This is a genomic window from Candidatus Tisiphia endosymbiont of Beris chalybata, assembly GCF_964026555.1.
In the GTDB taxonomy this organism is placed as follows: Bacteria; Pseudomonadota; Alphaproteobacteria; order Rickettsiales; family Rickettsiaceae; genus Tisiphia.
Genome location: NZ_OZ032159.1, coordinates 1,226,238 through 1,248,499, shown reverse-complemented (window position 1 = coordinate 1,248,499; position 22,262 = coordinate 1,226,238). Strand labels below are relative to the sequence as shown.

Annotated in this window: 30 protein-coding genes, 1 tRNA gene and 3 pseudogenes; 18 read left to right on the top strand and 16 right to left on the bottom strand. The window is 33.9% G+C overall.

The window, feature by feature from the left end:
- Positions 1-127 precede the first annotated feature (127 nt).
- Both AAGD44_RS06070 and AAGD44_RS06065 read left to right on the top strand, forming a co-directional pair.
- Positions 128-619 (top strand): helix-turn-helix domain-containing protein, encoded by a 492-nt coding sequence (locus AAGD44_RS06070; protein WP_341763541.1) that lies wholly within the window; start codon positions 128-130, stop codon positions 617-619.
- Positions 620-623: 4 nt separating this feature from the next.
- Positions 624-1,121 carry an IS630 family transposase gene (locus AAGD44_RS06065; protein WP_341763542.1) on the top strand — a complete coding sequence of 166 codons (498 nt, stop codon included), beginning with the start codon at positions 624-626 and terminating at the stop codon, positions 1,119-1,121.
- Here the strand turns inward: AAGD44_RS06065 and AAGD44_RS06060 are convergent.
- From AAGD44_RS06060 to AAGD44_RS06050, 3 genes are all read right to left on the bottom strand, one after another.
- Complete coding sequence (locus AAGD44_RS06060) at positions 1,090-2,055, bottom strand: ISAs1 family transposase (protein WP_341763817.1); 966 nt, start codon at positions 2,053-2,055, stop codon at positions 1,090-1,092. The genes AAGD44_RS06065 and AAGD44_RS06060 overlap by 32 nt on opposite strands.
- Positions 2,006-2,161 carry a hypothetical protein gene (locus tag AAGD44_RS06055; RefSeq protein WP_341763816.1) on the bottom strand — a complete coding sequence of 52 codons (156 nt, stop codon included), beginning with the start codon at positions 2,159-2,161 and terminating at the stop codon, positions 2,006-2,008. The genes AAGD44_RS06060 and AAGD44_RS06055 overlap by 50 nt, the downstream gene beginning before the upstream one ends.
- A gap of 226 nt (positions 2,162-2,387) precedes the next feature.
- Positions 2,388-2,464 (bottom strand) — tRNA-Pro (locus tag AAGD44_RS06050).
- Between the two features lie 215 nt (positions 2,465-2,679).
- On the opposite strand from AAGD44_RS06050, the gene trmD reads away from it, so the two are divergent.
- Both trmD and rplS read left to right on the top strand, forming a co-directional pair.
- Positions 2,680-3,399: a tRNA (guanosine(37)-N1)-methyltransferase TrmD gene (gene trmD / locus AAGD44_RS06045; RefSeq protein ID WP_341763815.1), complete on the top strand. Its 720-nt coding sequence runs from the start codon at positions 2,680-2,682 to the stop codon at positions 3,397-3,399.
- Positions 3,396-3,827 (top strand): 50S ribosomal protein L19, encoded by a 432-nt coding sequence (gene rplS / locus AAGD44_RS06040; protein ID WP_341763814.1) that lies wholly within the window; start codon positions 3,396-3,398, stop codon positions 3,825-3,827. Before trmD ends, rplS begins: the two co-directional genes overlap by 4 nt.
- Positions 3,828-4,550: 723 nt before the next feature.
- On the opposite strand, the gene AAGD44_RS06035 is transcribed toward rplS, so the two are convergent.
- Complete coding sequence (locus AAGD44_RS06035; protein ID WP_341763813.1) at positions 4,551-4,907, bottom strand: hypothetical protein; 357 nt, start codon at positions 4,905-4,907, stop codon at positions 4,551-4,553.
- 375 nt (positions 4,908-5,282) lie between these two features.
- Here AAGD44_RS06035 and AAGD44_RS06030 point away from each other — a divergent pair, with 375 nt between their 5' ends.
- Both AAGD44_RS06030 and AAGD44_RS06025 read left to right on the top strand, forming a co-directional pair.
- Positions 5,283-6,185, top strand: coding sequence for an Rpn family recombination-promoting nuclease/putative transposase (locus tag AAGD44_RS06030; protein ID WP_341763812.1), 903 nt, complete (start codon positions 5,283-5,285; stop codon positions 6,183-6,185).
- A gap of 12 nt (positions 6,186-6,197) precedes the next feature.
- A complete protein-coding gene (locus AAGD44_RS06025) occupies positions 6,198-6,362 on the top strand; it encodes a hypothetical protein (RefSeq protein WP_341763811.1) in 165 nt (54 codons plus the stop codon).
- 72 nt (positions 6,363-6,434) lie between these two features.
- Here the strand turns inward: AAGD44_RS06025 and AAGD44_RS06020 are convergent, their stop codons facing one another.
- The 3 genes and pseudogenes from AAGD44_RS06020 to AAGD44_RS07865 form a co-directional block, all read right to left on the bottom strand.
- A complete protein-coding gene (locus tag AAGD44_RS06020) occupies positions 6,435-6,722 on the bottom strand; it encodes a transposase (protein ID WP_341764698.1) in 288 nt (95 codons plus the stop codon).
- A 272-nt stretch (positions 6,723-6,994) separates the two neighbouring features.
- Positions 6,995-7,090, bottom strand: a pseudogene (locus AAGD44_RS07870) (IS5/IS1182 family transposase); the annotation flags it as partial.
- A gap of 186 nt (positions 7,091-7,276) precedes the next feature.
- Entirely contained in the window at positions 7,277-7,543 is a 267-nt protein-coding gene (locus tag AAGD44_RS07865; RefSeq protein WP_410520977.1) for a group II intron maturase-specific domain-containing protein, read from the bottom strand.
- A 182-nt stretch (positions 7,544-7,725) separates the two neighbouring features.
- On the opposite strand from AAGD44_RS07865, the gene AAGD44_RS06015 reads away from it, so the two are divergent.
- Both AAGD44_RS06015 and AAGD44_RS06010 read left to right on the top strand, forming a co-directional pair.
- On the top strand, positions 7,726-8,073 hold the full coding sequence (locus tag AAGD44_RS06015) for a helix-turn-helix domain-containing protein (RefSeq protein WP_341763810.1): 348 nt from the start codon (positions 7,726-7,728) through the stop codon (positions 8,071-8,073).
- Positions 8,042-8,422 carry a transposase gene (locus tag AAGD44_RS06010; RefSeq protein ID WP_341764697.1) on the top strand — a complete coding sequence of 127 codons (381 nt, stop codon included), beginning with the start codon at positions 8,042-8,044 and terminating at the stop codon, positions 8,420-8,422. The genes AAGD44_RS06015 and AAGD44_RS06010 overlap by 32 nt, the downstream gene beginning before the upstream one ends.
- Before the next feature lie 60 nt (positions 8,423-8,482).
- On the opposite strand, the gene AAGD44_RS06005 is transcribed toward AAGD44_RS06010, so the two are convergent.
- A complete protein-coding gene (locus tag AAGD44_RS06005; RefSeq protein WP_341763476.1) occupies positions 8,483-9,376 on the bottom strand; it encodes an IS3 family transposase in 894 nt (297 codons plus the stop codon).
- An 11-nt stretch (positions 9,377-9,387) separates the two neighbouring features.
- A complete protein-coding gene (locus AAGD44_RS06000; RefSeq protein WP_341763459.1) occupies positions 9,388-9,681 on the bottom strand; it encodes a hypothetical protein in 294 nt (97 codons plus the stop codon).
- 84 nt (positions 9,682-9,765) lie between these two features.
- Between AAGD44_RS06000 and AAGD44_RS05995 the strand changes: the two are divergent.
- From AAGD44_RS05995 to AAGD44_RS05975, 5 genes and pseudogenes are all read left to right on the top strand, one after another.
- Positions 9,766-9,930 (top strand): annotated as a pseudogene (locus AAGD44_RS05995) (transposase); the annotation flags it as partial.
- A gap of 87 nt (positions 9,931-10,017) precedes the next feature.
- Positions 10,018-10,398 carry a transposase gene (locus AAGD44_RS05990; RefSeq protein WP_341763809.1) on the top strand — a complete coding sequence of 127 codons (381 nt, stop codon included), beginning with the start codon at positions 10,018-10,020 and terminating at the stop codon, positions 10,396-10,398.
- A 19-nt stretch (positions 10,399-10,417) separates the two neighbouring features.
- Complete coding sequence (locus AAGD44_RS05985) at positions 10,418-10,825, top strand: transposase (RefSeq protein ID WP_341763808.1); 408 nt, start codon at positions 10,418-10,420, stop codon at positions 10,823-10,825.
- A gap of 255 nt (positions 10,826-11,080) precedes the next feature.
- Positions 11,081-11,341, top strand: coding sequence for a hypothetical protein (locus AAGD44_RS05980; RefSeq protein WP_341763807.1), 261 nt, complete (start codon positions 11,081-11,083; stop codon positions 11,339-11,341).
- A gap of 21 nt (positions 11,342-11,362) precedes the next feature.
- Positions 11,363-13,084 carry a hypothetical protein gene (locus AAGD44_RS05975; RefSeq protein WP_341763806.1) on the top strand — a complete coding sequence of 574 codons (1,722 nt, stop codon included), beginning with the start codon at positions 11,363-11,365 and terminating at the stop codon, positions 13,082-13,084.
- A gap of 741 nt (positions 13,085-13,825) precedes the next feature.
- Here AAGD44_RS05975 and AAGD44_RS05970 read toward each other — a convergent pair.
- Positions 13,826-14,722: an Rpn family recombination-promoting nuclease/putative transposase gene (locus AAGD44_RS05970; RefSeq protein WP_341763805.1), complete on the bottom strand. Its 897-nt coding sequence runs from the start codon at positions 14,720-14,722 to the stop codon at positions 13,826-13,828.
- 218 nt (positions 14,723-14,940) lie between these two features.
- Between AAGD44_RS05970 and AAGD44_RS05965 the strand changes: the two genes are divergently transcribed.
- A complete protein-coding gene (locus AAGD44_RS05965) occupies positions 14,941-15,315 on the top strand; it encodes a helix-turn-helix domain-containing protein (RefSeq protein WP_341763804.1) in 375 nt (124 codons plus the stop codon).
- On the opposite strand, the gene AAGD44_RS05960 is transcribed toward AAGD44_RS05965, so the two are convergent.
- Together AAGD44_RS05960 and AAGD44_RS05955 are read right to left on the bottom strand one after the other, a co-directional pair.
- On the bottom strand, positions 15,283-15,432 hold the full coding sequence (locus AAGD44_RS05960; protein ID WP_341763803.1) for a hypothetical protein: 150 nt from the start codon (positions 15,430-15,432) through the stop codon (positions 15,283-15,285). The two genes, AAGD44_RS05965 and AAGD44_RS05960, sit on opposite strands and share 33 nt — an antisense overlap.
- 8 nt (positions 15,433-15,440) lie before the next feature.
- Positions 15,441-15,602 carry a palindromic element RPE1 domain-containing protein gene (locus AAGD44_RS05955; RefSeq protein WP_341763802.1) on the bottom strand — a complete coding sequence of 54 codons (162 nt, stop codon included), beginning with the start codon at positions 15,600-15,602 and terminating at the stop codon, positions 15,441-15,443.
- A 74-nt stretch (positions 15,603-15,676) separates the two neighbouring features.
- On the opposite strand from AAGD44_RS05955, the gene AAGD44_RS05950 reads away from it, so the two are divergent.
- Entirely contained in the window at positions 15,677-16,420 is a 744-nt protein-coding gene (locus AAGD44_RS05950; protein ID WP_341763801.1) for a group II intron maturase-specific domain-containing protein, read from the top strand.
- Positions 16,421-16,685: 265 nt separating this feature from the next.
- On the opposite strand, the gene AAGD44_RS05945 is transcribed toward AAGD44_RS05950, so the two are convergent.
- On the bottom strand, positions 16,686-16,949 hold the full coding sequence (locus AAGD44_RS05945) for a hypothetical protein (protein WP_341763800.1): 264 nt from the start codon (positions 16,947-16,949) through the stop codon (positions 16,686-16,688).
- A gap of 890 nt (positions 16,950-17,839) precedes the next feature.
- Between AAGD44_RS05945 and AAGD44_RS05940 the strand changes: the two genes are divergently transcribed.
- The 3 genes from AAGD44_RS05940 to AAGD44_RS05930 all read left to right on the top strand — a co-directional run bounded on the left by AAGD44_RS05940 (position 17,840) and on the right by AAGD44_RS05930 (position 19,973).
- On the top strand, positions 17,840-18,331 hold the full coding sequence (locus tag AAGD44_RS05940) for a helix-turn-helix domain-containing protein (RefSeq protein WP_341763541.1): 492 nt from the start codon (positions 17,840-17,842) through the stop codon (positions 18,329-18,331).
- Between the two features lie 4 nt (positions 18,332-18,335).
- Positions 18,336-18,833 carry an IS630 family transposase gene (locus tag AAGD44_RS05935; protein ID WP_341763542.1) on the top strand — a complete coding sequence of 166 codons (498 nt, stop codon included), beginning with the start codon at positions 18,336-18,338 and terminating at the stop codon, positions 18,831-18,833.
- A gap of 723 nt (positions 18,834-19,556) precedes the next feature.
- Complete coding sequence (locus tag AAGD44_RS05930; protein WP_341763799.1) at positions 19,557-19,973, top strand: helix-turn-helix transcriptional regulator; 417 nt, start codon at positions 19,557-19,559, stop codon at positions 19,971-19,973.
- Positions 19,974-20,520: 547 nt separating this feature from the next.
- On the opposite strand, the pseudogene AAGD44_RS05925 reads toward AAGD44_RS05930, so the two are convergent.
- The 3 genes and pseudogenes from AAGD44_RS05925 to AAGD44_RS05915 form a co-directional block, all read right to left on the bottom strand.
- Positions 20,521-20,754: pseudogene (locus AAGD44_RS05925) on the bottom strand (IS3 family transposase); the annotation flags it as partial.
- Positions 20,755-20,958 carry a phosphodiester glycosidase family protein gene (locus AAGD44_RS07860; RefSeq protein ID WP_410520976.1) on the bottom strand — a complete coding sequence of 68 codons (204 nt, stop codon included), beginning with the start codon at positions 20,956-20,958 and terminating at the stop codon, positions 20,755-20,757. It abuts the pseudogene before it with no gap.
- Positions 20,959-21,163: 205 nt separating this feature from the next.
- The gene (locus AAGD44_RS05915) at positions 21,164-21,961 is read right to left on the bottom strand and encodes a hypothetical protein (RefSeq protein WP_341763798.1); all 798 of its coding nucleotides are present in this window, start codon (positions 21,959-21,961) and stop codon (positions 21,164-21,166) included.
- Between the last annotated feature and the right edge of the window lie 301 nt (positions 21,962-22,262).

The window sequence follows — 22,262 nt, the reverse complement described above, 5'->3', positions numbered from 1 at the left end:
AATCCCTTTTTTGCTTAGCCTTCTGTAATACCATTTCCCCATTATAAGCAGAGATATTAGATTGATAGAATGAGTAATTTATGATATAAAGCTAGGTAATAATGAAATAATAGGAAGTAACAAGGAAATGCCTAAAGTATCAAAAATGATAAATGACGAATTAGTATTAAAAGCAAGGGAAGCTTTGAATAACGGAGGGAAGAATGGTGTTGTAGTAACAAGATTAAAAGCCATACTAGCATCGAGTAAGCATGGTATTAAGAAAGTAGCGGAAGTTTATGATATCAACAGATCTTCGCTACATAGATGGGTTGCTCTATTTCGAGATCAAGGCATTGATGGTCTCAAGAACATAGCAAAGCCTTCTAGATCAAAATTAAATACTGCTCAAAAAGATGAGATTAAAACTTTGATAAAGAGAGACAGTAGTATTACGATTAAGAAATTAAAGATAGTGATAAAAGAAAAATTTGATATAGATATAGAAAAATCTAGTATACATAGAATGCTAGGGGCACTTGGGTTTAGGCATATTACTGGTAGAAAGAGGCATTACAAAGCTGACACATCTTCTCAAGAAGAATTCAAAAAAAAATCTACAACAAGTACACCAAGATAATCCTATGGTACCTATTTATTTTTTTGATGAGACTAGGTTTGGGACCAATACAAAACATGGTTTAGGATGGTTTGAAAAAGGCAGTAGGACTCCAGTTCCTACAAAGCTGGGATTTAAATCATTTTATCTTTATTCTGCTACAAATCATAGAGATGGAGACTCTTTTAGTTTAATTATTCCGAATGTTGATAAGGCCTGTATGCAAGTTTTTCTTAATGAATTTGCGAAACATATAACTACAAAAGTTATACTAGTGATGGATGGAGCTGGATGGCATAAAGGTCTTACAATACCAGCTAATATTGAGATTATGTACTTACCACCATATAGTCCAGAGTTAAATCCTGTAGAGAGGTTGTGGCAACATTTAAAAGATTCGGTATTAAAAAATAAAGTTTACGATTGTTTAACTAAACTTGAAGATGCTGTAATTGAATTTATTCAATCTATTTCAATAGAAACTATAAAATCTATATGTAATTGTTCATATATCTATTTATAATAGGGAAATGGTATAATACATTCAATGCCATGTGTTTAATAATAGCTATATTTTGAGGAGCATTACCTTTTCTAATACGTGAATCATCATCTCTAAAACTAACATCCAAAATCCAGTGCACACTATTCTCAATAGCCCAATGAGATCGGATTGCCATACCGATTTTTACTGCTTCTTGCTCTAAAGAGCTAATGTAATATCTTGTTTCTTCAGATAAAACTCCTTTTATTTCTCGTTTACTTATAACCTCTATAATTGTCTTAAGCTCCGGCCAATTATGTTGCTCCTGTAATTCTTGTGGCATAGTAACAGCTCGATAAATCCGTTCTTCAATACGTCCATGCTCACTTCCGTCAGTTGTTTGATTGATATCAACTGACAATTCATTCAGCAACTCTTTATCTGCAAATACTAACTTAATATCTTGGTGTAAATTTCCTTGATTACCTTTTAATGATAATATGTAATCTGCTTCTTTATCGATAATTGCTTGGGCAATCTCTCTTTGACAGCCCATAGCATCAATGGTAACAATAGCTCCTTTTATGTCTAGAATACCAAGTAATTTAGGTATTGCTGTAATTTCATTACTTTTATCAGATACTTTCTCTTGTGCTAACACTGTTCGACATTCACTAGCAAAAGCTGATACCATATGTAATGGATTCTTATCACCATCGAATGTATGACGAGACACTTTCCCATCTATAGCTATATGTGTGCTACTTGGAAGTTTTAAGCTACTTGCCCAAACGGTAAAGCATGTGCTGAATGTTTTAGGATCAAGTACTCGAAAAAAACGTCGTAACGTATCGTCAGAAGGAATTCCATTAGCATATGGAAACACCGTACGTAAAAATTCTAATTTTAACCTGCCAAATCGTTCAATATCTCGCCAACCTTCTGCTCCACAAATAATTGCAGTTAAAGTCAAAAAATAAAATCTCCTCCACACTATGAAGCTTATTCCTATCAACTCTATGATCATTTATTCCATTAATAAAGTCTTCAAAACTTTCTCGTAATTCTTCTTCTCTCATGGTTACCACTCACTTATTTGTAACCACTACTATAATAATTTTTATTCAATATTACTTATATAATTTTTTATATGAGGCAGCCCTGAGCATAATATGAATAAAGATTGACAGATAATGCAATTTTTCCTACACTTTAAGCCTTAACCTCAATAATAGGGAAAATGTCATGAGTACTAGGAATTCAGTGCCTGCAAGACACTATAATTATGTGATTTTTGTTCTTTTATGGTCGGGGCAGAGAGATTTGAACTCCCGACCCTCTGGTCCCAAACCAGATGCGCTACCAGACTGCGCTATGCCCCGAGATAGTAAATAAGTTTTTTACGATAATGCACTTTGCTATACTTTAGTGCTGCTGCTAGTTTAGTTAACAAGATATGTCTTACATCTACTTAGATATTTACAGTACGCAGTAAAAACTGAGGACAATAAATATCTAACAGTATATATTGTTTAATTATATAAACTATAATATAAATCAAAGCAATTTTTTTGTTTATAATTATTATATTTTTTGCATGTCTTTATTACACGCTTCAATATTAACTATATTTCCTGATATGTTCCCTGGGCCTTTACAATATTCTCTTGCAGGGCAAGCCCTTCGGAACGGGATTTGGGATTATGAGATAATTAACATTAGAAACTTCGGCTTAACTAAACATAAAAAAGTTGACGATGAGGCGTATGGTGGGGGGAATGGGTTAATAATGCGACCAGACGTGGGGGGAAATTGCATAGAACATGTACTATCTACTCAAAAGGATGTACAAATATACTATCCCTCCCCCAGAGGAAAACTATTTACCCAAGCTATGGCTCATGAAATTATTAAAAAAAGCGAAATAATAATTTTATGTGGACGCTTTGAAGGGATTGACGAACGCCTAATTGAAGAGTATAATATTGTCGAAATCAGTATAGGGGATTATATTCTATCAGGGGGCGAAATAGCAGCGCTCGCTATTCTGGATTGTTTGATTAGATTACTTCCTAATGTATTAACAAACAAAGAGACATTACAATCAGAATCTTTTGAACAGAATGGGGAATTTAGCGGTTTGCTTGAATGCCCTTTATATACTAGACCAGTAGAGTGGAGAGAAAAAAAAGTCCCTGATGTTTTGTTGTCTGGTAATCATCAGTTAATTAGAGAGTGGAAACAACAGCAATCTATTGAAATTACTAAAAAACGTAGGCCAGAATTATTAAGTGTTACTAGGAGTGGGAGTCGATGAACATTATTAAAGAATTTGAACAACAACAAGTTGTCAAGCTAACAGAAAATAAAAAAATTCCTGTTTTTAAAGCAGGGGATACCATAAAAGTTATGGTCAAAATAATTGATCGCTCATTTGAAAAAGATGGCAAAGAAAAAGTAGTTGAGAGATTACAAGCCTATGAAGGGGTAGTAATTGCGAGAAGAAATAGTGGGATTGCTTCGTCGTTCGTTGTACGGAAAGTAAGCCATGGAGAAGGAGTAGAGCGAAGATTTATGATTTGTTCTCCTATGGTTCACTCCATAACAGTAGTTAAATATGGCATTGTAAGGCGTGCTAAACTTTATTACTTAAGAAAGTTAAGTGGTAAAGCCGCGAGAATTCAAGAAAAACTTCGAGTAAATATTAAAACGGATACAACGGTTAAAGCGGTAGTCACTGCTTAAAATATAGCGTGTTATCTAAAAGTTTACTCTTTTTTAAGGGCGATATAATATAAAAAGAGACTAAGTAATCATTAGACCTCTTGCCAAGCTCGCTTGTAGAAATAGTGCCTATTGCAAAAAATTTCTGCTATTTTGCAGATAAAATACGCATAACTCAAGTTATAAAAATTTCCTGCCCAGAACGTAGAGTATCAAAACGGAAGCTGCCTGGCCCTCTTTGCTGCCTTTGCGTTGAAGTATACTCTAGGAACTGCAAGAATTGGCGTCGTCGTGCCCTAAAGATCGAGGCTGCTCACGTACTTTATAGCACGCTGCGCTGCTCGACTTTGCCACTCCTCGCTCTTCTTGAAGTTGATTCTATCGTCTACCAACTCTTCAGGTACGAGCAGTATATACCTCAAGAGTCATTTAATTCCCTTGAGGTATACTTCATGGATTTCAAAGAGTTGACTTTTATCTGGCCGCGCGCAGTATACAAAGTAGCGCATAAGCACGCAAATCCCTGATAAAATGAAATAACAGCTCTTGAAAAGCGAAGAGTATAGTGTAAGCACGCATTAGATTGTATTGGTGATTAGTAGAAAATTTTATGGTATCCTTCTGTTATAGTTTAGTTATTTCTTTTGAGCCTAGGCTTGTATAAAGCAAGCTGTAATTTAAGTAACCTGCGACGAGCACTGATTGCGTCACTTATCAGCCAAAGACTATAATGGTAAGTACTATTTAAATATGCCTGCGCTTAATGTTTTGAGTTCTTCCCATTTTGCTAGCCGAAATAAATTGGGTAAGGGGATTTATCGAAGTTAGCGTTTTTTTAAAGGAATTCCTAAATCTAGACTGACGTTTATGTAGTTTTATAATTTCTTTAGTAACTTTTACCACAAAAGTAGGTTCAATCCCCCCTTCTAGGCAGGTAGATTTAAATGATTCACCGCCTCCAAAGATCCAAGCCTTTGCTTCTTGTTCCAATTTTTTTGCTACAGGTAATTCGGATATATTAGTGGCATCAATAATTGCTTGGGTAATTATTGCTTTGTAAGGCAATATCAGGACAATTAATATATGATTTAAGGCGTTCAAATGGTGCCTGAAATTTAATAACATTAGCAATATTGTCTCTATTCAGCATAACTTTTTTACCATTATTTATATTAATATTAAACTAAGAATTATAAGGATTTTTATTTGACTACTAATCATTTCTCGTTAAAAAAAATATATAATATTTAAAGTTACTTCATTCTAATTCAATGCATTTTAGTATGGCACTGTTAACAAAATAAGTTGTAAATGAGAAAATATGGGATAGAATAATTGGGCAAGTAAGAAGGTTCAATTATTCTATGCTATCACTAAACGTAGAAAAGCTCAAAGCTATCTTCCTTTATGATAGTACCTTTGCCGTTTCTATGGTATAATTACTTACAATAATAAATTCTAGTGAAACTCATAAATATGGAAAGAATTACCCCTCGCGTCGACATTGCTTTTAAGAAAATCTTCGGTGTTGAAGAAAATAAGGACTTACTTATTTCCTTAATCAATTCCATCGTGTCTCAAGAAGATCAAGTAGCGCAGCTTACTCTACTTAACCCCTATAATCCTAAAAACTTTAGAAATGATAAATTATCTATCCTTGACATTAAAGCATTAGGAATTGATGGTAAAAGATTCAATATTGAAATCCAAATTAGTGATGAAGCTGACTATGATAAAAGAGCCTTATATTACTGGGCTAAACTTTATACCGAGCAATTAAAGGAATCTGAAGATTATTCTCTTCTTTCTAAAGCCATAGGTATTCATATTCTGAACTTTACTAGTATCCCAGAATCTGATAAGTATCATAATGTATTTCATATTGTTGAGAAAGATAATGGTTGTAAATATTTTAAAGATTTAGAGCTTCATACTATAGAGTTAAAGAAGTTTGCTGATGCGGTTGGCAATGAGCTATCAGGTCTAATTGCCAAAATACAGACTTCTCTTGATATTTGGGCAGCCTTTTTAACTAAATATAATTTATTAGACAAAGATAACCTGCCGCAAAACCTAGAAGGAATAGGGCTGAAAAAAGCTCTAAATGTACTTGAAGTGATGAACTTTAGCCAGGCGGAAAGAGAAGATTACGAAGATCACCTGAAATGGCTCCGAATCCAAACCAATACTATCAAGAAATATAAACAAGATGGAATAGAAGAAGGTATCCAAATAGGCAAAGAAGAAGGTATAGGGATTGGCGAAGCTAAACAAGCTATAGCTAGCGCAAAAGAAATGTTCTTAAATAATGAACCAATGGAAAAGATTATTAAATATACCGGATTGACTAAAGAATCATTAGAAAAATTAAAGAATTAGGTGATAAATAATATGCAGCAATCTATTAGTATACAAGATATGGCAGTAATGCAGGGCAAAACTACTGAGGAAATAGAAGCAACTATAGAAGAATTGATACAGCATGGCTTCATGAAAAGAATAGTTGAGAAAAACGGTACCATATCCTATATATTAACTTGTCCTGATAAAAAATGAGCAAAAAAATTAAATAACATGCTCAACCATTGTGCATTTGTCAGTTAAGTGTTAAGTATCAGATATACTCAATTAACCTGAAGAGTTGGAGAAATGGTTAAGGGGAATGGTTTGGAATTGATCAGTTATGAGAGTACTCAATTTATGTTTGTACTGATCAATGTTACCAAAAAATCTATCTATAGCTTCTGCAAATTGAGCAAAATTATGGTAAAATTTATTATTTGTTACAATTCTATGCATAAACTTCCATAATCGTTCAATAGGATTAAGATTAGGGCTATATGGAGGTAAAAATATTAATTCTATTGTGCTATTTACCAGGTATTCTTTTACTTTCTTTGATTTATGATATAGTATAGGCCATTAAAGTGCGTACAGGGTATTTACTGTCAAGTATCCATGACTACTATACTGCCAACACACTATTGTGTCTATATCATAATGATACAAGCTATGGCACTATTAACAAATAAGTTATAAGCTTTAATAAGAGCAAGAGCGATAGAGTTGAGGAAGGTATAGCTTAGGTTACTATGATACATACACGAGAGTACGCGGGAAGCATAGTAGTCATGCATACTTGAAGATAAATACCCTGTACACACCTTAATGGACTATACTATACAGTCAAGTTTATCAAATCGCATAGCAATTCGTTTGTTTTCTTTAAGCCTACCAAAAAGTCTTTCAATAATATGTCGTTTTCGATAAAGTTTAGTATCGTAAAAATCTTTTGGGGTTAAGTTAGAATCATTAGGTAAATACACACCTTAAGGGTATAACTGGGATAGCATTTTTCGATTTAATAAAGTTCCTAATATTTCTACTATGGTGAGTAGTCCTGAGGGATTACACCACAAGCCCCTTGCAGAACCGTACGTGAACTTCTCAGCTCATACGGCTCCCAATATCTAAGCCGTTAGGACATACCCTAATTTCCAGTGAAAGAATAAAACAGGTTTTGTTATGGCTATGTTCGCTAAATATCTACATGCCTTGACTTTGTGCCTTTGATATTTGCTATATTTGCGCCTAACCCAGCAACTTAAGTAATGGTTAAGATTTCTCCATAGCCATTTCAATGTAGTCTTATAGAATTTCCCGTAATATTGGTACCAGCCTCTAATGACTGGATTAATATAATTAATTTCTTGTATATACGCTCGTACTTCAAGCATTGGATTTTATTTTAAATGGCGAGCGCGCAGCGTATAGCCTGCGACATTTAGCTGGTGACACTTGATTTTGCAGGATTCGGTTGTGCTCACGTATTCTCTCATAGTACAGCATAATCGATTAAGCTATTGACACGGTTAATAAGAAGTTATAAGCTATACATATAAAAAAACTTATGATTAAAATGAGCAAACCTTATCCATACGAATTAAGAATAAGAGCGATAAAGCTAATAGAAGCAGGAATGAGTGTAAGTAAAGTCAAGGAGTTACTAAATATCTCACGGCAAACACTACATAAATGGCAAAATATAAAAAAAGAAGGGGGTGATATAACACCTAAAAAGGGGTATCAAAAAGGACATAATAATAAGATAAAGGATATGGAAGAATTTAAGGAATTTATTGATAATAACCAAGATAAAAGTTTAAAAGAATTAGCAAGAATTTTTGGTAAATGTGGTGCTACTACTATTTGGCATGGGATTCAAAAATTAGGTTATAGTTATAAAAAAAACTTTTATTCATCCTAAAAGAGATGAAGTTGCAAGGGAGAAGTTTATCAAAGAGATAGAAAAAATACCGCTAGAGAAGTTAGTATATTTAGATGAGTCTGGTATAGAAGATAACGCATGTCCTACTAACGGCTGGAGCGCAAAGGGATCAAGGTGCTATGACAAAAAAGTCTATCAGCACAAAAGAAGGGTATCGATGATAGCAGGACTTTGTAATAAGCAGATTATTGCACCTTTACTATTCGAAGGAACATGTAATTCTATTTTATTCGAAACTTATATAAAAGATTTCTTAATTAGAGAACTAAAGCAAGGACAAGTAGTAGTTATGGATAAAATATTAACTTTCATAAGAGAAAAGAAATAGAAACTGAACTGCGCCCCTATGTTTAGACCAAAAAAGCTTTAAATAGAGAGACTATTATTTTCATAAACTATCTACAAAAATATTATTTTTATAATTTTGTAGCTGTTGTGGTAATAGTGGAATTGTGGGTAAGTCGCAAGACTTATCCATAAATCCACTATATATCTCAAACGGCGTTTTGTACTCCAAAGCCTGATGGGGCCTTTGATTGTTATACCAATTCAACCATTTCGGGATATTATTTTTCAACTCTAAAACTGAAGTACACCGGTATAAATACGACCCCTCATACTTAAACGATCGCCATAAACGCTCAATATGGGCATTATCGTTACACCTGCCTTTGCCCGTCATGCTGATGCTTATGACGCATCTCCTCAATTCATTAATCCAATCCTCGCTGGTAAACTGGCTACCTTGATCACTATTAATTATCGACGGCTTCCCATATTTAGCTATAGCATCTTCTAACGCTAGCAAACAGCTCTCTGTATTTAAACTATTTGATAAACGATATCCTACTACTAATCTAGTATAAACATCGATTAATGCAACCAAATACATAAAACCACTTTGTACCCTTAAATAAGTGATATCCACCTGCCATACCTGATTTGGCTTTATAACCTCTAACCCTGATAGCAAATATGGATAAATAGCTTCTTTTAGGTTTCTTTTACTTGTATTAATCGAAGGGTAAATTGCTTGCAAATTCATTAGTTTCATCAACCTCCTGACTTTTTTGCTGTTAACAATTACCACTTCTCTCCTAAGTATCGCCGTTATTCGCCGGTAACCATATATCGGATAATTACTATAGATCTCAACTATTCTATTACTTAAATAATTATCTTGATCCTTCTCCGAATCCTTGTAATATAGGCTGGAGCGGTTCAGATTCAATAGCTGACTTTGCCGACGAACACTTAAATCTTTATAATCCTTATCTACCATCACTTTCCTCTTTATAGTTTCAACTTGGCAGATACGAGCTGCAAAAAATCGTTTTCTACCTTCAATTTGCCAATAGTTGCATGCAGTTTCTCTATTTCGCTTGTAGAACTAGAGGAATTACCGTTTTCATAGCTAAACTTAAAAATATCAGCACCATTTTCCAAAAATTGTTTCTTCCACCTTGTCATTACCGACCTTGGAACTTGATATTTTGAGATTATTTCAGCAATACTCAAATCTCCTCGGATCATCTCTAGCGATACTTTAAACTTAAATTCTTTACTGTAACTTTTTGGCTTACTCATTTTCGACTGCTCCTATTTTATATTTATTTTAACATAAAATAGTCTCTCTATCACTGCTCTAGTTTTCGGGGCGCATTACGAACATTAGTAGAAAGTGTAGGAGCGAGTATTATATTGTTGCCTACTTATTCGCCTGATTTAAATCCAATAGAGAATCACTGGTTTAGGATAAAAAATCATATTCGTAAAATTGCCGTAAATTTTACTGATTTTTTTGAAGCATTAGCATACTCCTTGTCAATAGCTTAACCGATTATGCTGTGGCACTGTTAACAAAATAAGTTGTAAATGAGAAAATATGGGATAGAATAATTGAGCAAGTAAGAAGGTTCAATTATGAAAGCAGAAAGAAAATACCCAATTAGTGAAAGTAAGTTTGAAGAGTTGGTAGAGCCAGCTATCAAAAGAGAGTTAAAGAAACCAGGTCGTCCTATGACAGTAAGCCATTATAAGTTTTTTTGTGGGGTATTATATGTGCTAAGGACTGGTATCGCATGGCGTGATCTTCCTGTAGAATATGGTAATTGGCATACAATATATACAAGATATAAGAGATGGAGTGAAAAAGGATTTTTTTGGCGTTTATTATATTATTTACAGAGCTTCAAGCAATTGTTAATGGATATAGTGTTTGTAGATGGATCAATTATACCTTTGCATAGACATGGAGGAGGTGCTTTAAAAAAAGAAAGGGCCACAATCAATAGGGAGAGGTAGAAAAGGGTTAGGAACTACGATGCATTTATCTATTACTCAAAATAGCTTAGTTAATTGTCAGCTATTTCCCTCTCAAAGACAAGATTGTAAAACAGTAGAGCAATTATGGCACGATTGGCCTTGGGACAAAATAGGCTTTGTTGTAGCAGACAAGGGATACGATAGCAGAAATATTAGGAACTTTATTAAATCGAAAAATGCTATCCCAGTTATACCCTTAAAAGGTGTGTATTTACCTAATGATTCTAACTTAACCCCAAAAGATTTTTACGATACTACACTTTATCGAAAACGACATATTATTGAAAGACTTTTTGGTAGGCTTAAAGAAAACAAACGAATTGCTATGCGATTTGATAAACTTGACTGTACCTTCCTCAGCTTTATCGCTCTTGCTCTTATTAAAGCTTATAACTTATTTTGTTAACAGTGCCGTACTTGGGGTTAGGAAGCATGACATATTGGAGATGATAAATCAGTTGTCAATATTTGTTAATAAGGATCAGCAATTCCCGCTAATAATTCTCTAGAAACAGCAGAGAGATCAGGTTTTACTTATAAAACAGTGCGAAAAATAAATTCTGAAGTAGGCTTAGGTATCAGGCTTGCCAGACTTAGCGGGCATTGCTGAATAAGGATAAGGATTTTGAAGAGGAGGACCAGAAGAAATTTAGAAATGAGGATGAACGAGAAGAATACATCAGCTCTTCAGACTGGCTTAAATCAGTTAAGAGAATTATGGGAGGATCCGAATCTATCAAAACCTGTAAAGCAAGAGTTCATTGATGTGCTTAATAATCTTATGAATGAATCAACAAGAATAGACAGGGATGCCAGCTTTCTAACTCACCGAGATAAAGATGGTGATACCGCACTACATGTAGCGGCTCAACATAATAGCATAAAAGTATTAGCTGAACTGCTTGCCTATGTAAAGAGATAATTAATAAAATGGGAAATAAAAATGCCACAAGATAATAAAAGTTTACAGGATTTACAGTTAGTATTAAATGATCCTAGCACAGCAATAAGATTAGGTCTATTCAATGCTGATAGGCACAGTGATCGGCAGGCTTTTGCAAAATGGGAAGAAGTGGAGCCAGGGTGTACTAATGGTATATTAAACGCCTATAAAAATATGCTGTCATCTATTGATAATGATTTATCGCGAGAAATTGTTGAGCAAGTTCGTATAGCATTATATAGAGAAGGTAGCTATGGTAATAATATTGATCGTATGAAAGTAGATGATATTATTAAGATTCCTAATAGTAGCATAGCTTTTAGAATGTCCCTCACTGTTACAGAAACCGAGTTAAAGCAGTTCGACGCACAAGAACTTATGAAAAGTGTAGGATTGGAAGAGCTACCATACCGACATAGGAAGCCTTGGTTTCATAGAGCAGAAAGCCAGGAAATAACGGAACAATATTTATATAAGATAATTGAAAGATATAACAACGAAGAAAAGACATTACATAATATATTAAAAATGGTGAGAGACTTAGAAAGAACTCATCCTTATTTGGATTTTAATAGTCGTACATTTGTAGTATTAATATTAAATAGGGAGTTAATAAAAAATGGTTTTACACCATGTATTATTGAGGATCCTAATCTATTTGATTATCAAAGCCTAGAAGATTTAGAAAGGCTAGTGCATGAGGGACAACAAAATTTTGCATATCTTTGCGAACATGGTATTGTGCATCCCCAAGACCCAACTAATCAGCAATGGTATAACGCAATTCAATCTTCTGAAGTACAACAACAATTTCATAAAATTACTCAAAATTTATACCGTCCTTTAGAACAATTAAATAGTCTTAATATCTCCCAATTGTTAAAGTCATTAACACAATACAAAAAAGAGTATGAAGTACATAAAGGCATAGTAATAGAACATGCTCAACAATTTGATTATTTAACTAGTGCAGGTTTATCCTTGGATAAATTAAAGAACATAGATGATCAAAATCCGGAGAAAGCTCAATGGTTAGTAAAAAACGGAAAAAGTGTTTACCTATTAAATCAAGCAGGTTTCCCTTATGACAAATTGATAGATATACGTGATACAGATCCTAAAACAACTCAAAAGCTAATGCTCTGCACCGAGCATTTAGAAAAATTGCAAAGCTTGGGCTTGTCTAATGACAAACTGCAGGAAATATGGAATAAGGAAGATTATGAGCTAGTTTTTTGGTTAATGGAAGGAAGAGAGTCGATTGAATGGCTTACGAACGATGGTTTACCAATTAACGAATTAGTAGATATCTATAATAAAGAGCCTGAAAATCATGCACTGGCTAACTGGCTAGTAGAAAATGCATCTAGTATTCTAGCCTTACATGGTGTGGGTATATCTTTGCAGCAACTAACTGCAGTACGAGAGAAAGACCCTGATTTAGTTGAACATATTATTACTAACTTTAATCAAATAAACCCCTTCTTACGGCAATTAGAACATGCAAATCCTATTATGTGTAAGTTTGCGCTAGAAAATATTGATATTATGGTAAACTTACATAAAAAAGGTTTATCCGTGCCAGAATCAATAAAAGAGTTGCAAAATATTAAAGAGAATAAAGAAAAAAACACTTTAGATGTTGTTCTACCTAATCCTAGCCTTTCTTTTGTTGAACGAGAAAAAAAGCGGGGAAATATTTCTTCCCAATTAAGCAAATAGGCGTTCTATTGGGAAAGCTCTTTTTTTTCCGGAAGATGTGTTCTAATAAAATGAGGAATTTTTTTAAGAGTAGTGAAGAGGGTCAGGAAAATAGTATAGTAATGTGCTCTGCTTATCCTACAATTAGCAAAATAAAATATTTGATAATATGCAAATGTTATGCTAAGTTTCAAACTGTTGCAGAAATTTTTACTTAAGTCACAGAAGGGCAGCAAATAAGACAAAATATACAATCGCAAAACAACTAATATAGTTAGTAAAATGGTTTGTGTTTGAAAAAGACAAAATAAGACCAGCAATTCCCGCTAGGTCTGACAAGCTTGATCCCTAATCCTACTTCAGAATTTATTTTTCGCACTGTTTTATCAGTAAAACCTTGTCCCTCTGCTGTTTTTAGAAGATTACTAGCGCGAATTACTGAAATAAGACTGTTTTTAGAAGAAATAACGTTGACATAGTTTTATAAGTTGAGATATAAACTTACCACTAAAAACGCTTTAAATCAGACAATATTTTGAGGAAGAAATTAAAAATATTTAATGCATTTGTAATTTACTGGGTAAAAGCGCATATTCAGAATATAGTGTGACTTTTTTAGCAAATTATTTCCCCATCACTAAAATTACATACCAAGTAATTGTATAAAAATCTCACGAAATTTAGATTACAACACCCCCTAATTATAGTATAGCTCCATCATAATTGACCTTTTAAAATAACGCAAGTACTTTTATCAATTTTTTAGGATTGTGTTTTTAATAATTCATTGATTTTAGTAACTGATAATCCTGTCATTTTAGCGATTTCTTCAACAGAATAACCATTATCTCTCATCATTTTTATCATTTTAGCTTCTCCTCTAGCTTCTCCTCTAGCCTCACCCCTGGCTTCAGCAGTTTTTATCAGGTAATCTTCTGCTGCTTTATTATCTATAATACGTTTAGTCTCTTGCTCATAAATTAGCAATTCTTCTTCCGTCCAATTAAACTGGTTTAATTCTTCATAAGCCCTCTCTATCACGTGATCGGATCCTATGATCCTAGGTAAGTCTGCCTCACTAGTTTCGTCTGCATGCTTAAAGAAAAAACACCACTTCTCTATAATATTAGTTAGTAAATTGATATCAGTGATTTTAAACTTTGGTAGTTCTATAAAAGTAAAAGAAAAATCTTGTAAATCATGAGTATAGCTCTCTTTATCTAAAATAATATGATCAGATTTATAACAAACTTTATCTTTAAAAATAATATTATCACTGATAGCAATAAATATTACCGACTTTAGATCTATATATCTAGCTCCTTCTTCTTTGCCTTTATTTAACTGCCGTGAATAGGCTTTAGCTGCATAATACTGAGCTCGTTTCTCAAAACCTTCTTGTGGAGATACCTGCATCTCAATAATAATCGAGACGCCATTTTCATCCCTGCATAAAACATCTACTATGCTTTGCTTCTTTGAAGCAATTTCAGGGTCCTGGATAGTGGGCAAAAAAGTTACTTCTTTAATTCTATCACCACTTTTAAGCTCTAGCACATCATTAATGAAATGAATAAGAATGTCTTTATTCTTCTCCGAGCCAAATATACGGCGAAATGCAACATCGTTCTTAGGATCTAAAAATTTTGAAATAGACATAAATAGTAATTTATTTAAGAGTTTTGATAGTTTTACACGTTACTCATTATACCATAAAACTCGCAAACTACTAAATATTAAGTATAACTCGAGAGCTGGTAGAGCGATCTAGTTATCTAAAACTTAAAATCATGCTTATGTTTTAATTTGTGTGATTTATAGACATAGTTACAATAATAATGTAAGATTAAATGTAGTTTAATTATTAAAATAAACGAATGGCACCTAAGATTAAATTACGCTTAAATTGGGTTAAATTATATGAAGAGGTGGGTAACGCGGGAAAGGTTTGTAACTATTATGATATTTCAAGGTTTACTTTACGCAAATGGTACAAACGTTATGAGTTATTAGGTGTAGCAGGACTACACGATCTAAGCAAAAAACCAAAGACATCTCCTGGGCAAAAAATAAATGATACAGAAGAGCAACGAATACTAGGTTTAAGACAAGGAAGAAAATTGGGTGCGAGGCGTATTCAGAATGAGCTAAAGCGCTTATATGAAATTTCATTTTCTACTGCTACTATACATAAAGTATTAAAAAAACATAATGTTACGTTAATTCTGGATAAGGGAGTTATGAATATATAGATTAAAGTCAAGTTTTGTGGAAGGTTTAGTTTTTTTTAGAGAATAAGCAACTAGGGTAGAAAGAATATGAACAAAAGCATTAATAGGAGATCTATGTCTTGTATGCTCAAGATTCATTTTATTTTTTAGAAAATCAAAAACTGTTTCAATAGAGCTCTTGCATAACCTAATCTAATTGGTAATTTTGTCGTCGAAACTCCTCTCTGTTCCTCACGTACGTCTATGTACGCTGCGGTACTCGACTTCGTTTCTCCTAAAAATTCTTCAATTATCTTTAGGTTATGCAAGAGGTCTAGTGAATCACGATAAACTGATGAGTGAAATGTAAAAACGAATAACCGACAAGAGGGTTCTTAAGCTTTTGCGTGCATTTCTGAATGCAGGTATAATGCAAAATGGATTGGTGAGTTATGGGGAAGAAGGAACCGCTCAAGGGGGGCCACTTTCGCCCTTGCTATCAAATGTTATGCTCGATCTACTTGACAAAGAACTTGAGCGGCGTGGACATCGGTACTGCCGTTATGCAGACGACTGTAATGTGTACGTAAAGACTGAAAGGTCAGGAAATCGAGTGATGAATGGCCTGAAATTCTTTATATCAAAGAAGCTCAAACTAAAAGTAAATGAGCAGAAAAGTGTGGGAGCAAAGACTTATCGTTGTTCTTTTCTAGGATTTAGCTTTACGAGTGGCAAGATGCCGAAGAGGCGAATTGCGCCAGAGGTAATAAAACAACTCAAGAAGAAAATTAGAAAATATACACAAGCTGGCAAAGGCATGTGTATGGAGAGAGTAATAACTGATCTAGGAAAATATCTCACAGGATGGTTGAGCTATTATAAGCATTGTCAAACACCTTCAGTATTGACAGGCTTAGAAGCATGGATACGCAGGAGGTTACGTTGTGCTTTCTGGCGTCAGTGGAAGATTGGAAAGAACAAAGCTATTCAACTTCGACGTAGAGGTGTTGGATATAACCTTTCCGTCCAAACAGCTGGAACTAATAAAGGACCTTGGCATATTAGTTCTAGTCCTGCATTATGTATAGCTATGCCAAACAAGTATTTTGAAGAGCTTGGTTTGCCAAGATTAAAATGTTTAACTTGATCAACCGCCTGAACCGCCGTATACGAACCCGTATGTACGGTGGTGTGGGAGGGAGGAGCTGTGAGGTTTCTTCCTATCCCTATCTTTCACACTCCTAGCTCTTCTTGAAGTTGATTCTATCGTCTACCAACTCTTCAGGCGCGAGCAGTATACGAGTGCCCTACACCGGAGCGTACATATTAGTACGTGAGGAGCGGAGATCATGAAGTACGACGAACGTAGATGATTAGTTTGGGAAAATGGTATTATAAGGCTCTGTCTAACCTTATTTATTATTCGCCTCTTCCCACCCTTCATCATCTGCTACTTGAATATCCAGATAAGCGCGGATAAACTCTATATTCTTTTGCATCTCAAATAATTGATCAGTTAATACTCTGAAATAACTTTCTATTTTCCTATGATCTTCAGTTAATTCTATTCTAAGTGCTAACACATTCCCAGACAGCGCAAATATTTTTCCTTCTAATTCTTTCATTCCTTTCTCATGTTGCCAGTTTTCATTAATATTATTTTTATTTATTGACACATTTACCTCTCTATACCTAGTTATAAGTTTTAGTAATTAATACAATTTGTTATTATTTTATTTTTTAAAAAATTTAATTTTCTATAAAGTTAAATTAGAACACTTACCCAATCAACTGATGAATAATATTTAGGCAACTTTATCAAATTTCCCTAGCCATAAAAGTCCCTAGTGAAGTTAAAACAAGGCCTAATAGCAAGTTTGCTTTCAGGGCGCTAGGTTCTGTTGACAAAATTTTTAGGCCCTTTTCTGGCATGGTTTTCCTGCAAATACAGGACAATTTTTGGAAATAGGAGGGCTATTTCTGCAAAATTCACTTATATTTTTGGTAAAAATCTGCTCAAAAAGTCTACTAAAAAATTTTGTCAACAGAACCTAGGTTTGGCAAAGGGAATTTTTATAGTTTGATTTATATAGCTACTACTTATTTAGCCGAATTGCTTTTTTACCTTCCATGGGTTCGTGGGCTCAGTAATTACTCATAAAGCTTGTGCCACCTTAGCGTAGAATGTATGTATACTCTTCGCCTTTCAAGAGTTGTTTTTTCATTTTATCAAAGTTGCACGTGCTCACGTACTTAGTTGTACGCTCCGCGCGCTCACCCCTGCCAAATAAAATCCAACTCTTGAAATCTATTGCGTATATAAATCAAAGTAGCCCTATTCGGAATTTGTAGAAGGAACAAAGCCGGCTACTAGGGGCTACGTAGCAGCAGCTACAAAGCTTCATACCCCCGGTTGCAAAGACAAAGTTACCAACTAGATGGACTTATGCAGGAAGGCTATTACTTATACCATTTCCCCATTATAAGCAGAGATATTAGATTGATAGAATGAGTAATTTATGATATAAAGCTAGGTAATAATGAAATAATAGGAAGTAACAAGGAAATGCCTAAAGTATCAAAAATGATAAATGACGAATTAGTATTAAAAGCAAGGGAAGCTTTGAATAACGGAGGGAAGAATGGTGTTGTAGTAACAAGATTAAAAGCCATACTAGCATCGAGTAAGCATGGTATTAAGAAAGTAGCGGAAGTTTATGATATCAACAGATCTTCGCTACATAGATGGGTTGCTCTATTTCGAGATCAAGGCATTGATGGTCTCAAGAACATAGCAAAGCCTTCTAGATCAAAATTAAATACTGCTCAAAAAGATGAGATTAAAACTTTGATAAAGAGAGACAGTAGTATTACGATTAAGAAATTAAAGATAGTGATAAAAGAAAAATTTGATATAGATATAGAAAAATCTAGTATACATAGAATGCTAGGGGCACTTGGGTTTAGGCATATTACTGGTAGAAAGAGGCATTACAAAGCTGACACATCTTCTCAAGAAGAATTCAAAAAAAAATCTACAACAAGTACACCAAGATAATCCTATGGTACCTATTTATTTTTTTGATGAGACTAGGTTTGGGACCAATACAAAACATGGTTTAGGATGGTTTGAAAAAGGCAGTAGGACTCCAGTTCCTACAAAGCTGGGATTTAAATCATTTTATCTTTATTCTGCTACAAATCATAGAGATGGAGACTCTTTTAGTTTAATTATTCCGAATGTTGATAAGGCCTGTATGCAAGTTTTTCTTAATGAATTTGCGAAACATATAACTACAAAAGTTATACTAGTGATGGATGGAGCTGGATGGCATAAAGGTCTTACAATACCAGCTAATATTGAGATTATGTACTTACCACCATATAGTCCAGAGTTAAATCCTGTAGAGAGGTTGTGGCAACATTTAAAAGATTCGGTATTAAAAAATAAAGTTTACGATTGTTTAACTAAACTTGAAGATGCTGTAATTGAATTTATTCAATCTATTTCAATAGAAACTATAAAATCTATATGTAATTGTTCATATATCTATTTATAATAGGGAAATGGTATTATTCGGCCTTAGGCAACTCCAGCATAAAATTCAGCTATACTCGAATGATTTAAAAAATTATTTTTTAAAAATATTATGGACGCAGAGTGCCTACCTACCTTAGGTACTGCTTTAGACTTCTTGCATCATAATTCTACTCCTGTTGGTAATTTGTGCGTCGATCCCTCGAATCCTCAGCTGCCCCCTAGTGCGCTGCGGGCCTTGCGTTCCATGTCTCCTACAAATTCCCTGCTCGATACGAATTCTGCAAGAAGTCTTTTCTCTTCTCGCTCACCATCCGTTAGACCTCTGCCTCAGCTCGTATCGAGCTGGTAATTTGCAGGTTGAATCTAGACTCAAACCCTCACATACACTTGAGTATACTGCGGTTTGGAGCGAAGAGGCTCCTTCAAATTCCCTGTTAGATGCAAGTTGCGAGAGAGATCTCTTTGAAAATCCCATTCTATGGATAATTCGAGTATACGATATAAAAATAATACTCCTTCAACTTTTAGTTATTTAAAACGCTTAACTTTAACTCTAGCGTTCTTAGCCAGTGTTACTTTTAATTTTTACACTTATTTTTTAATATGTAAAGCAGATAATTTAATTTATCATCAAATTATCATGATATATTGTTTTTATATATTAAATATTATTCCATTATTTACATTTTAGCTCCTAAATGTTATAGTTAATTAACTAACTCATATTATGAAATTATATTTAATGGTAAGTGTTAATAATAAAATTAATGAGTTGATGACTCAAAAAAGAATATCTGCTATAGATATCGAAAAAACAACGGGTTTAAATAGAAATACTATATACAGTATTATCTCTGGAACCTCTAAAAACCCAAGTGCTCATACTTTGCAATTAATTGCCAAAGCACTTGACGTGAGCTTAGATTCAATTTTTATTGAGGAAGAAGAGTTTAAAGGAGAGCTGCTTTCTATGGAACAAATGGAGATCTTTAGTAACGCAACGAGCGCCACTATAGAGATTCTAATTGAAAGAAATTTAAATTTCCCATTCACCAATCTTATTGATTTAATAAAAGAAGTGTATCAATATTCTCTCAAAAAACAGTCTGTGGATAGTACATTTATCAATTGGATGGTGGATAAATATCAAAAATTTTAATCTATTTGCCAATCAAACCGCATAAGTAGGCACTTGGCAACATAACCTTGTGCAGATAAAACTCAGAAAATATCAACGTAAAGCTCAATCTTTCTTTCGGGTAGGCTTAGACCATTTACGTAAAATCTTATTTCATTTTTAGTAGGTGACTATTCATTCTCAGGAAATTGATGGGTGATTTATAGAGATAGTTATAGTCACTTAGGTGGAATTAGATACTAGGCGCGAGGAGTGAAGCCTAGGAGATACTAGGTAAGCGACGAGCAACAACGTAGCTAGTTTAACCTAAGTGACTATACAACAAGACTGTTTGGTCAATTCCTAACTAATGACACGGATTATGTGTTTTTAGGTTTATTAATTACCTTTAATTTGTTATTATATTTGTAATTTTGCATAATAAACGGTTCTTTTAATGGGTCATAATTTTTTTCAATTTCTCGTATAAAAGGAACGAAAGATTTTAGATCTTTATATTTCTCCCAAGGAGTTTTACCAGAAAGAGAACTGAAGCTCTGCGCTTTGTATATCAACACTACTATAAAATTCAGCTAGGTGTGTTTAGTGCCAGGGTGTAATGGTGTGGATTTACTATAAATATTTCTGGTTCTAATTGGAAGGATTTTATAATAAATTCATAAGGAGTTAGTCCTTTTAAAGTTTTAAGCCTTTTCGCAAAGTTATAGGCATTGATAAAGTTATGCAAGTGCTCTTTAAGCTGCTGATGGCTGTCATAGTAATAGCGTTTGACAGTAGCCTCTTTAATGGTGTAAAGTAGCCTTTAGAGTTGTTTTATTATAATTGCATCTGATACTGGCCGTAATACCTTTTCTCCTAAGGCTTCCTCTTTATCTCCAGTAGGATTATTAAGAATTTTTCCCTCCATAAACAATGTAGAAGATCCCCCACCATCTAAATTAATTGCTACTACACATCCAAGCGCAGTCATGTAATCCGCTAGTTCTTGTATAGTTAATCCTCTCACTTCTTTATCACTAAATTTTTTTTCTAAAATCTTTACAACCTCAGAAATGGTTAATTTTTCCCTGGCGATGTTTTTTTCTTTTCTTAAAATTGTGCTAATTTGTCCTAATGTAAGAGATTTGATAGATTGTTTATAAAGATGCTCAGCAACAACTATAATTATAGTGCCATCTGATCGTACTCCTAAAGCAGTACGGGCATGAGCTTCAGTTATCCCTTGCCCAATAGGCCCATTTATTTACGCTTTTTCCATCTTGCACTAATAGGGGTATACCACTTACTATTGAGGCAGTTTTACTTAGCTTGATAGGACTATTATCTTTATCTATAAATTCTAAATGCAGTTTTACATGATCTCCTTGTTTTATGACAGGTAAAGCTCTTGCAGCTGGAAAAGATAACACTAAACCTTTTATGGGAATTAGATTATCCCCATGATTACTGACTTCAGTTACAATAAAATTATTATCTATCAGAACTTCTCTATTAGTATAAGGCGTTAATGAAGTAGGCGCCCATACATCATTATATAGACTAATATCCTTAGAGTTAGAAAAAAAATTAATTTGATTTGGGATAATTAATGTTTTATCTACTTCTAGAGAAATTTTGGCCGTTCCTTGGGTAATTTGCAAGTTACCTTGATCTAGTATCAGTAAACTTTGCAATTGTTTTCTAAGACCAAAAAGTTGACCATGAATCATTAATGTCAGGCTTGGACGCCCATCCTCACTATTACCAATTTCAAAAAAACCAGAATTAATAGCAGCGACCGCTCCTGTGCGTAATCCAATAGCTTCTACTGTTTCTCTCCCAATTACTTGATTATGGGCTTTAACTAACTCTACAGAAAAATATTTAGGGTCAATAGTTAATACATGAATAACATGCTGATCTTGTACATAATGATTATAAAATAGGCCGGGTTTGACTATACTGTCACTTGCATATATTTGAAAAGTAAACAGCATTAAAAGGCCTAAGAAAGAAAATAAACTATTCATATACCTACTCACTTTGCCTAATTGTTTTTTTATTAGACCTCTTTCGAAACTCTACGCGCGCTGGTAATTGGGACAATGAATTTAGCCTCGAATCCTCACATACATTTAAATACGCTGCGGTTCGGTGGGCAGGGTATCCTTCAAATTCCCTGCCCGATGCAAGCTGGGAAAGAGGTCTATTTTATCAAAAACTCACCTGCTTACATGTACGATGTGCGCGCTCGCCATTCAAAATAAAAAAACAATTTTTGAAAGACTAGTAGTATACGAGCAGTATATGTTACTACGGTGCAGGTTAAGG

Bases quoted from the DNA above. Each gene is read 5' to 3' on its own strand.
- AAGD44_RS06070 (WP_341763541.1), top strand. From the start codon at position 128: ATGCCTAAAGTATCAAAAATGATAAATGACGAATTAGTATTAAAAGCA.
- AAGD44_RS06065 (WP_341763542.1), top strand. From the start codon at position 624: ATGGTACCTATTTATTTTTTTGATGAGACTAGGTTTGGGACCAATACA.
- AAGD44_RS06055 (WP_341763816.1), bottom strand. From the start codon at position 2,161: ATGAGAGAAGAAGAATTACGAGAAAGTTTTGAAGACTTTATTAATGGA.
- trmD (WP_341763815.1), top strand. From the start codon at position 2,680: ATGTCTTTATTACACGCTTCAATATTAACTATATTTCCTGATATGTTC.
- rplS (WP_341763814.1), top strand. From the start codon at position 3,396: ATGAACATTATTAAAGAATTTGAACAACAACAAGTTGTCAAGCTAACA.
- AAGD44_RS06030 (WP_341763812.1), top strand. From the start codon at position 5,283: ATGGAAAGAATTACCCCTCGCGTCGACATTGCTTTTAAGAAAATCTTC.
- AAGD44_RS06025 (WP_341763811.1), top strand. From the start codon at position 6,198: ATGCAGCAATCTATTAGTATACAAGATATGGCAGTAATGCAGGGCAAA.
- AAGD44_RS07865 (WP_410520977.1), bottom strand. From the start codon at position 7,543: ATGCTTGAAGTACGAGCGTATATACAAGAAATTAATTATATTAATCCA.
- AAGD44_RS06015 (WP_341763810.1), top strand. From the start codon at position 7,726: ATGAGCAAACCTTATCCATACGAATTAAGAATAAGAGCGATAAAGCTA.
- AAGD44_RS06005 (WP_341763476.1), bottom strand. From the start codon at position 9,376: ATGGTAGATAAGGATTATAAAGATTTAAGTGTTCGTCGGCAAAGTCAG.
- AAGD44_RS06000 (WP_341763459.1), bottom strand. From the start codon at position 9,681: ATGAGTAAGCCAAAAAGTTACAGTAAAGAATTTAAGTTTAAAGTATCG.
- AAGD44_RS05990 (WP_341763809.1), top strand. From the start codon at position 10,018: ATGAAAGCAGAAAGAAAATACCCAATTAGTGAAAGTAAGTTTGAAGAG.
- AAGD44_RS05985 (WP_341763808.1), top strand. From the start codon at position 10,418: ATGCATTTATCTATTACTCAAAATAGCTTAGTTAATTGTCAGCTATTT.
- AAGD44_RS05980 (WP_341763807.1), top strand. From the start codon at position 11,081: ATGAACGAGAAGAATACATCAGCTCTTCAGACTGGCTTAAATCAGTTA.
- AAGD44_RS05975 (WP_341763806.1), top strand. From the start codon at position 11,363: ATGCCACAAGATAATAAAAGTTTACAGGATTTACAGTTAGTATTAAAT.
- AAGD44_RS05970 (WP_341763805.1), bottom strand. From the start codon at position 14,722: ATGTCTATTTCAAAATTTTTAGATCCTAAGAACGATGTTGCATTTCGC.
- AAGD44_RS05965 (WP_341763804.1), top strand. From the start codon at position 14,941: ATGGCACCTAAGATTAAATTACGCTTAAATTGGGTTAAATTATATGAA.
- AAGD44_RS05960 (WP_341763803.1), bottom strand. From the start codon at position 15,432: ATGAATCTTGAGCATACAAGACATAGATCTCCTATTAATGCTTTTGTT.
- AAGD44_RS05940 (WP_341763541.1), top strand. From the start codon at position 17,840: ATGCCTAAAGTATCAAAAATGATAAATGACGAATTAGTATTAAAAGCA.
- AAGD44_RS05935 (WP_341763542.1), top strand. From the start codon at position 18,336: ATGGTACCTATTTATTTTTTTGATGAGACTAGGTTTGGGACCAATACA.
- AAGD44_RS05930 (WP_341763799.1), top strand. From the start codon at position 19,557: ATGGTAAGTGTTAATAATAAAATTAATGAGTTGATGACTCAAAAAAGA.
- AAGD44_RS05915 (WP_341763798.1), bottom strand. From the start codon at position 21,961: ATGAATAGTTTATTTTCTTTCTTAGGCCTTTTAATGCTGTTTACTTTT.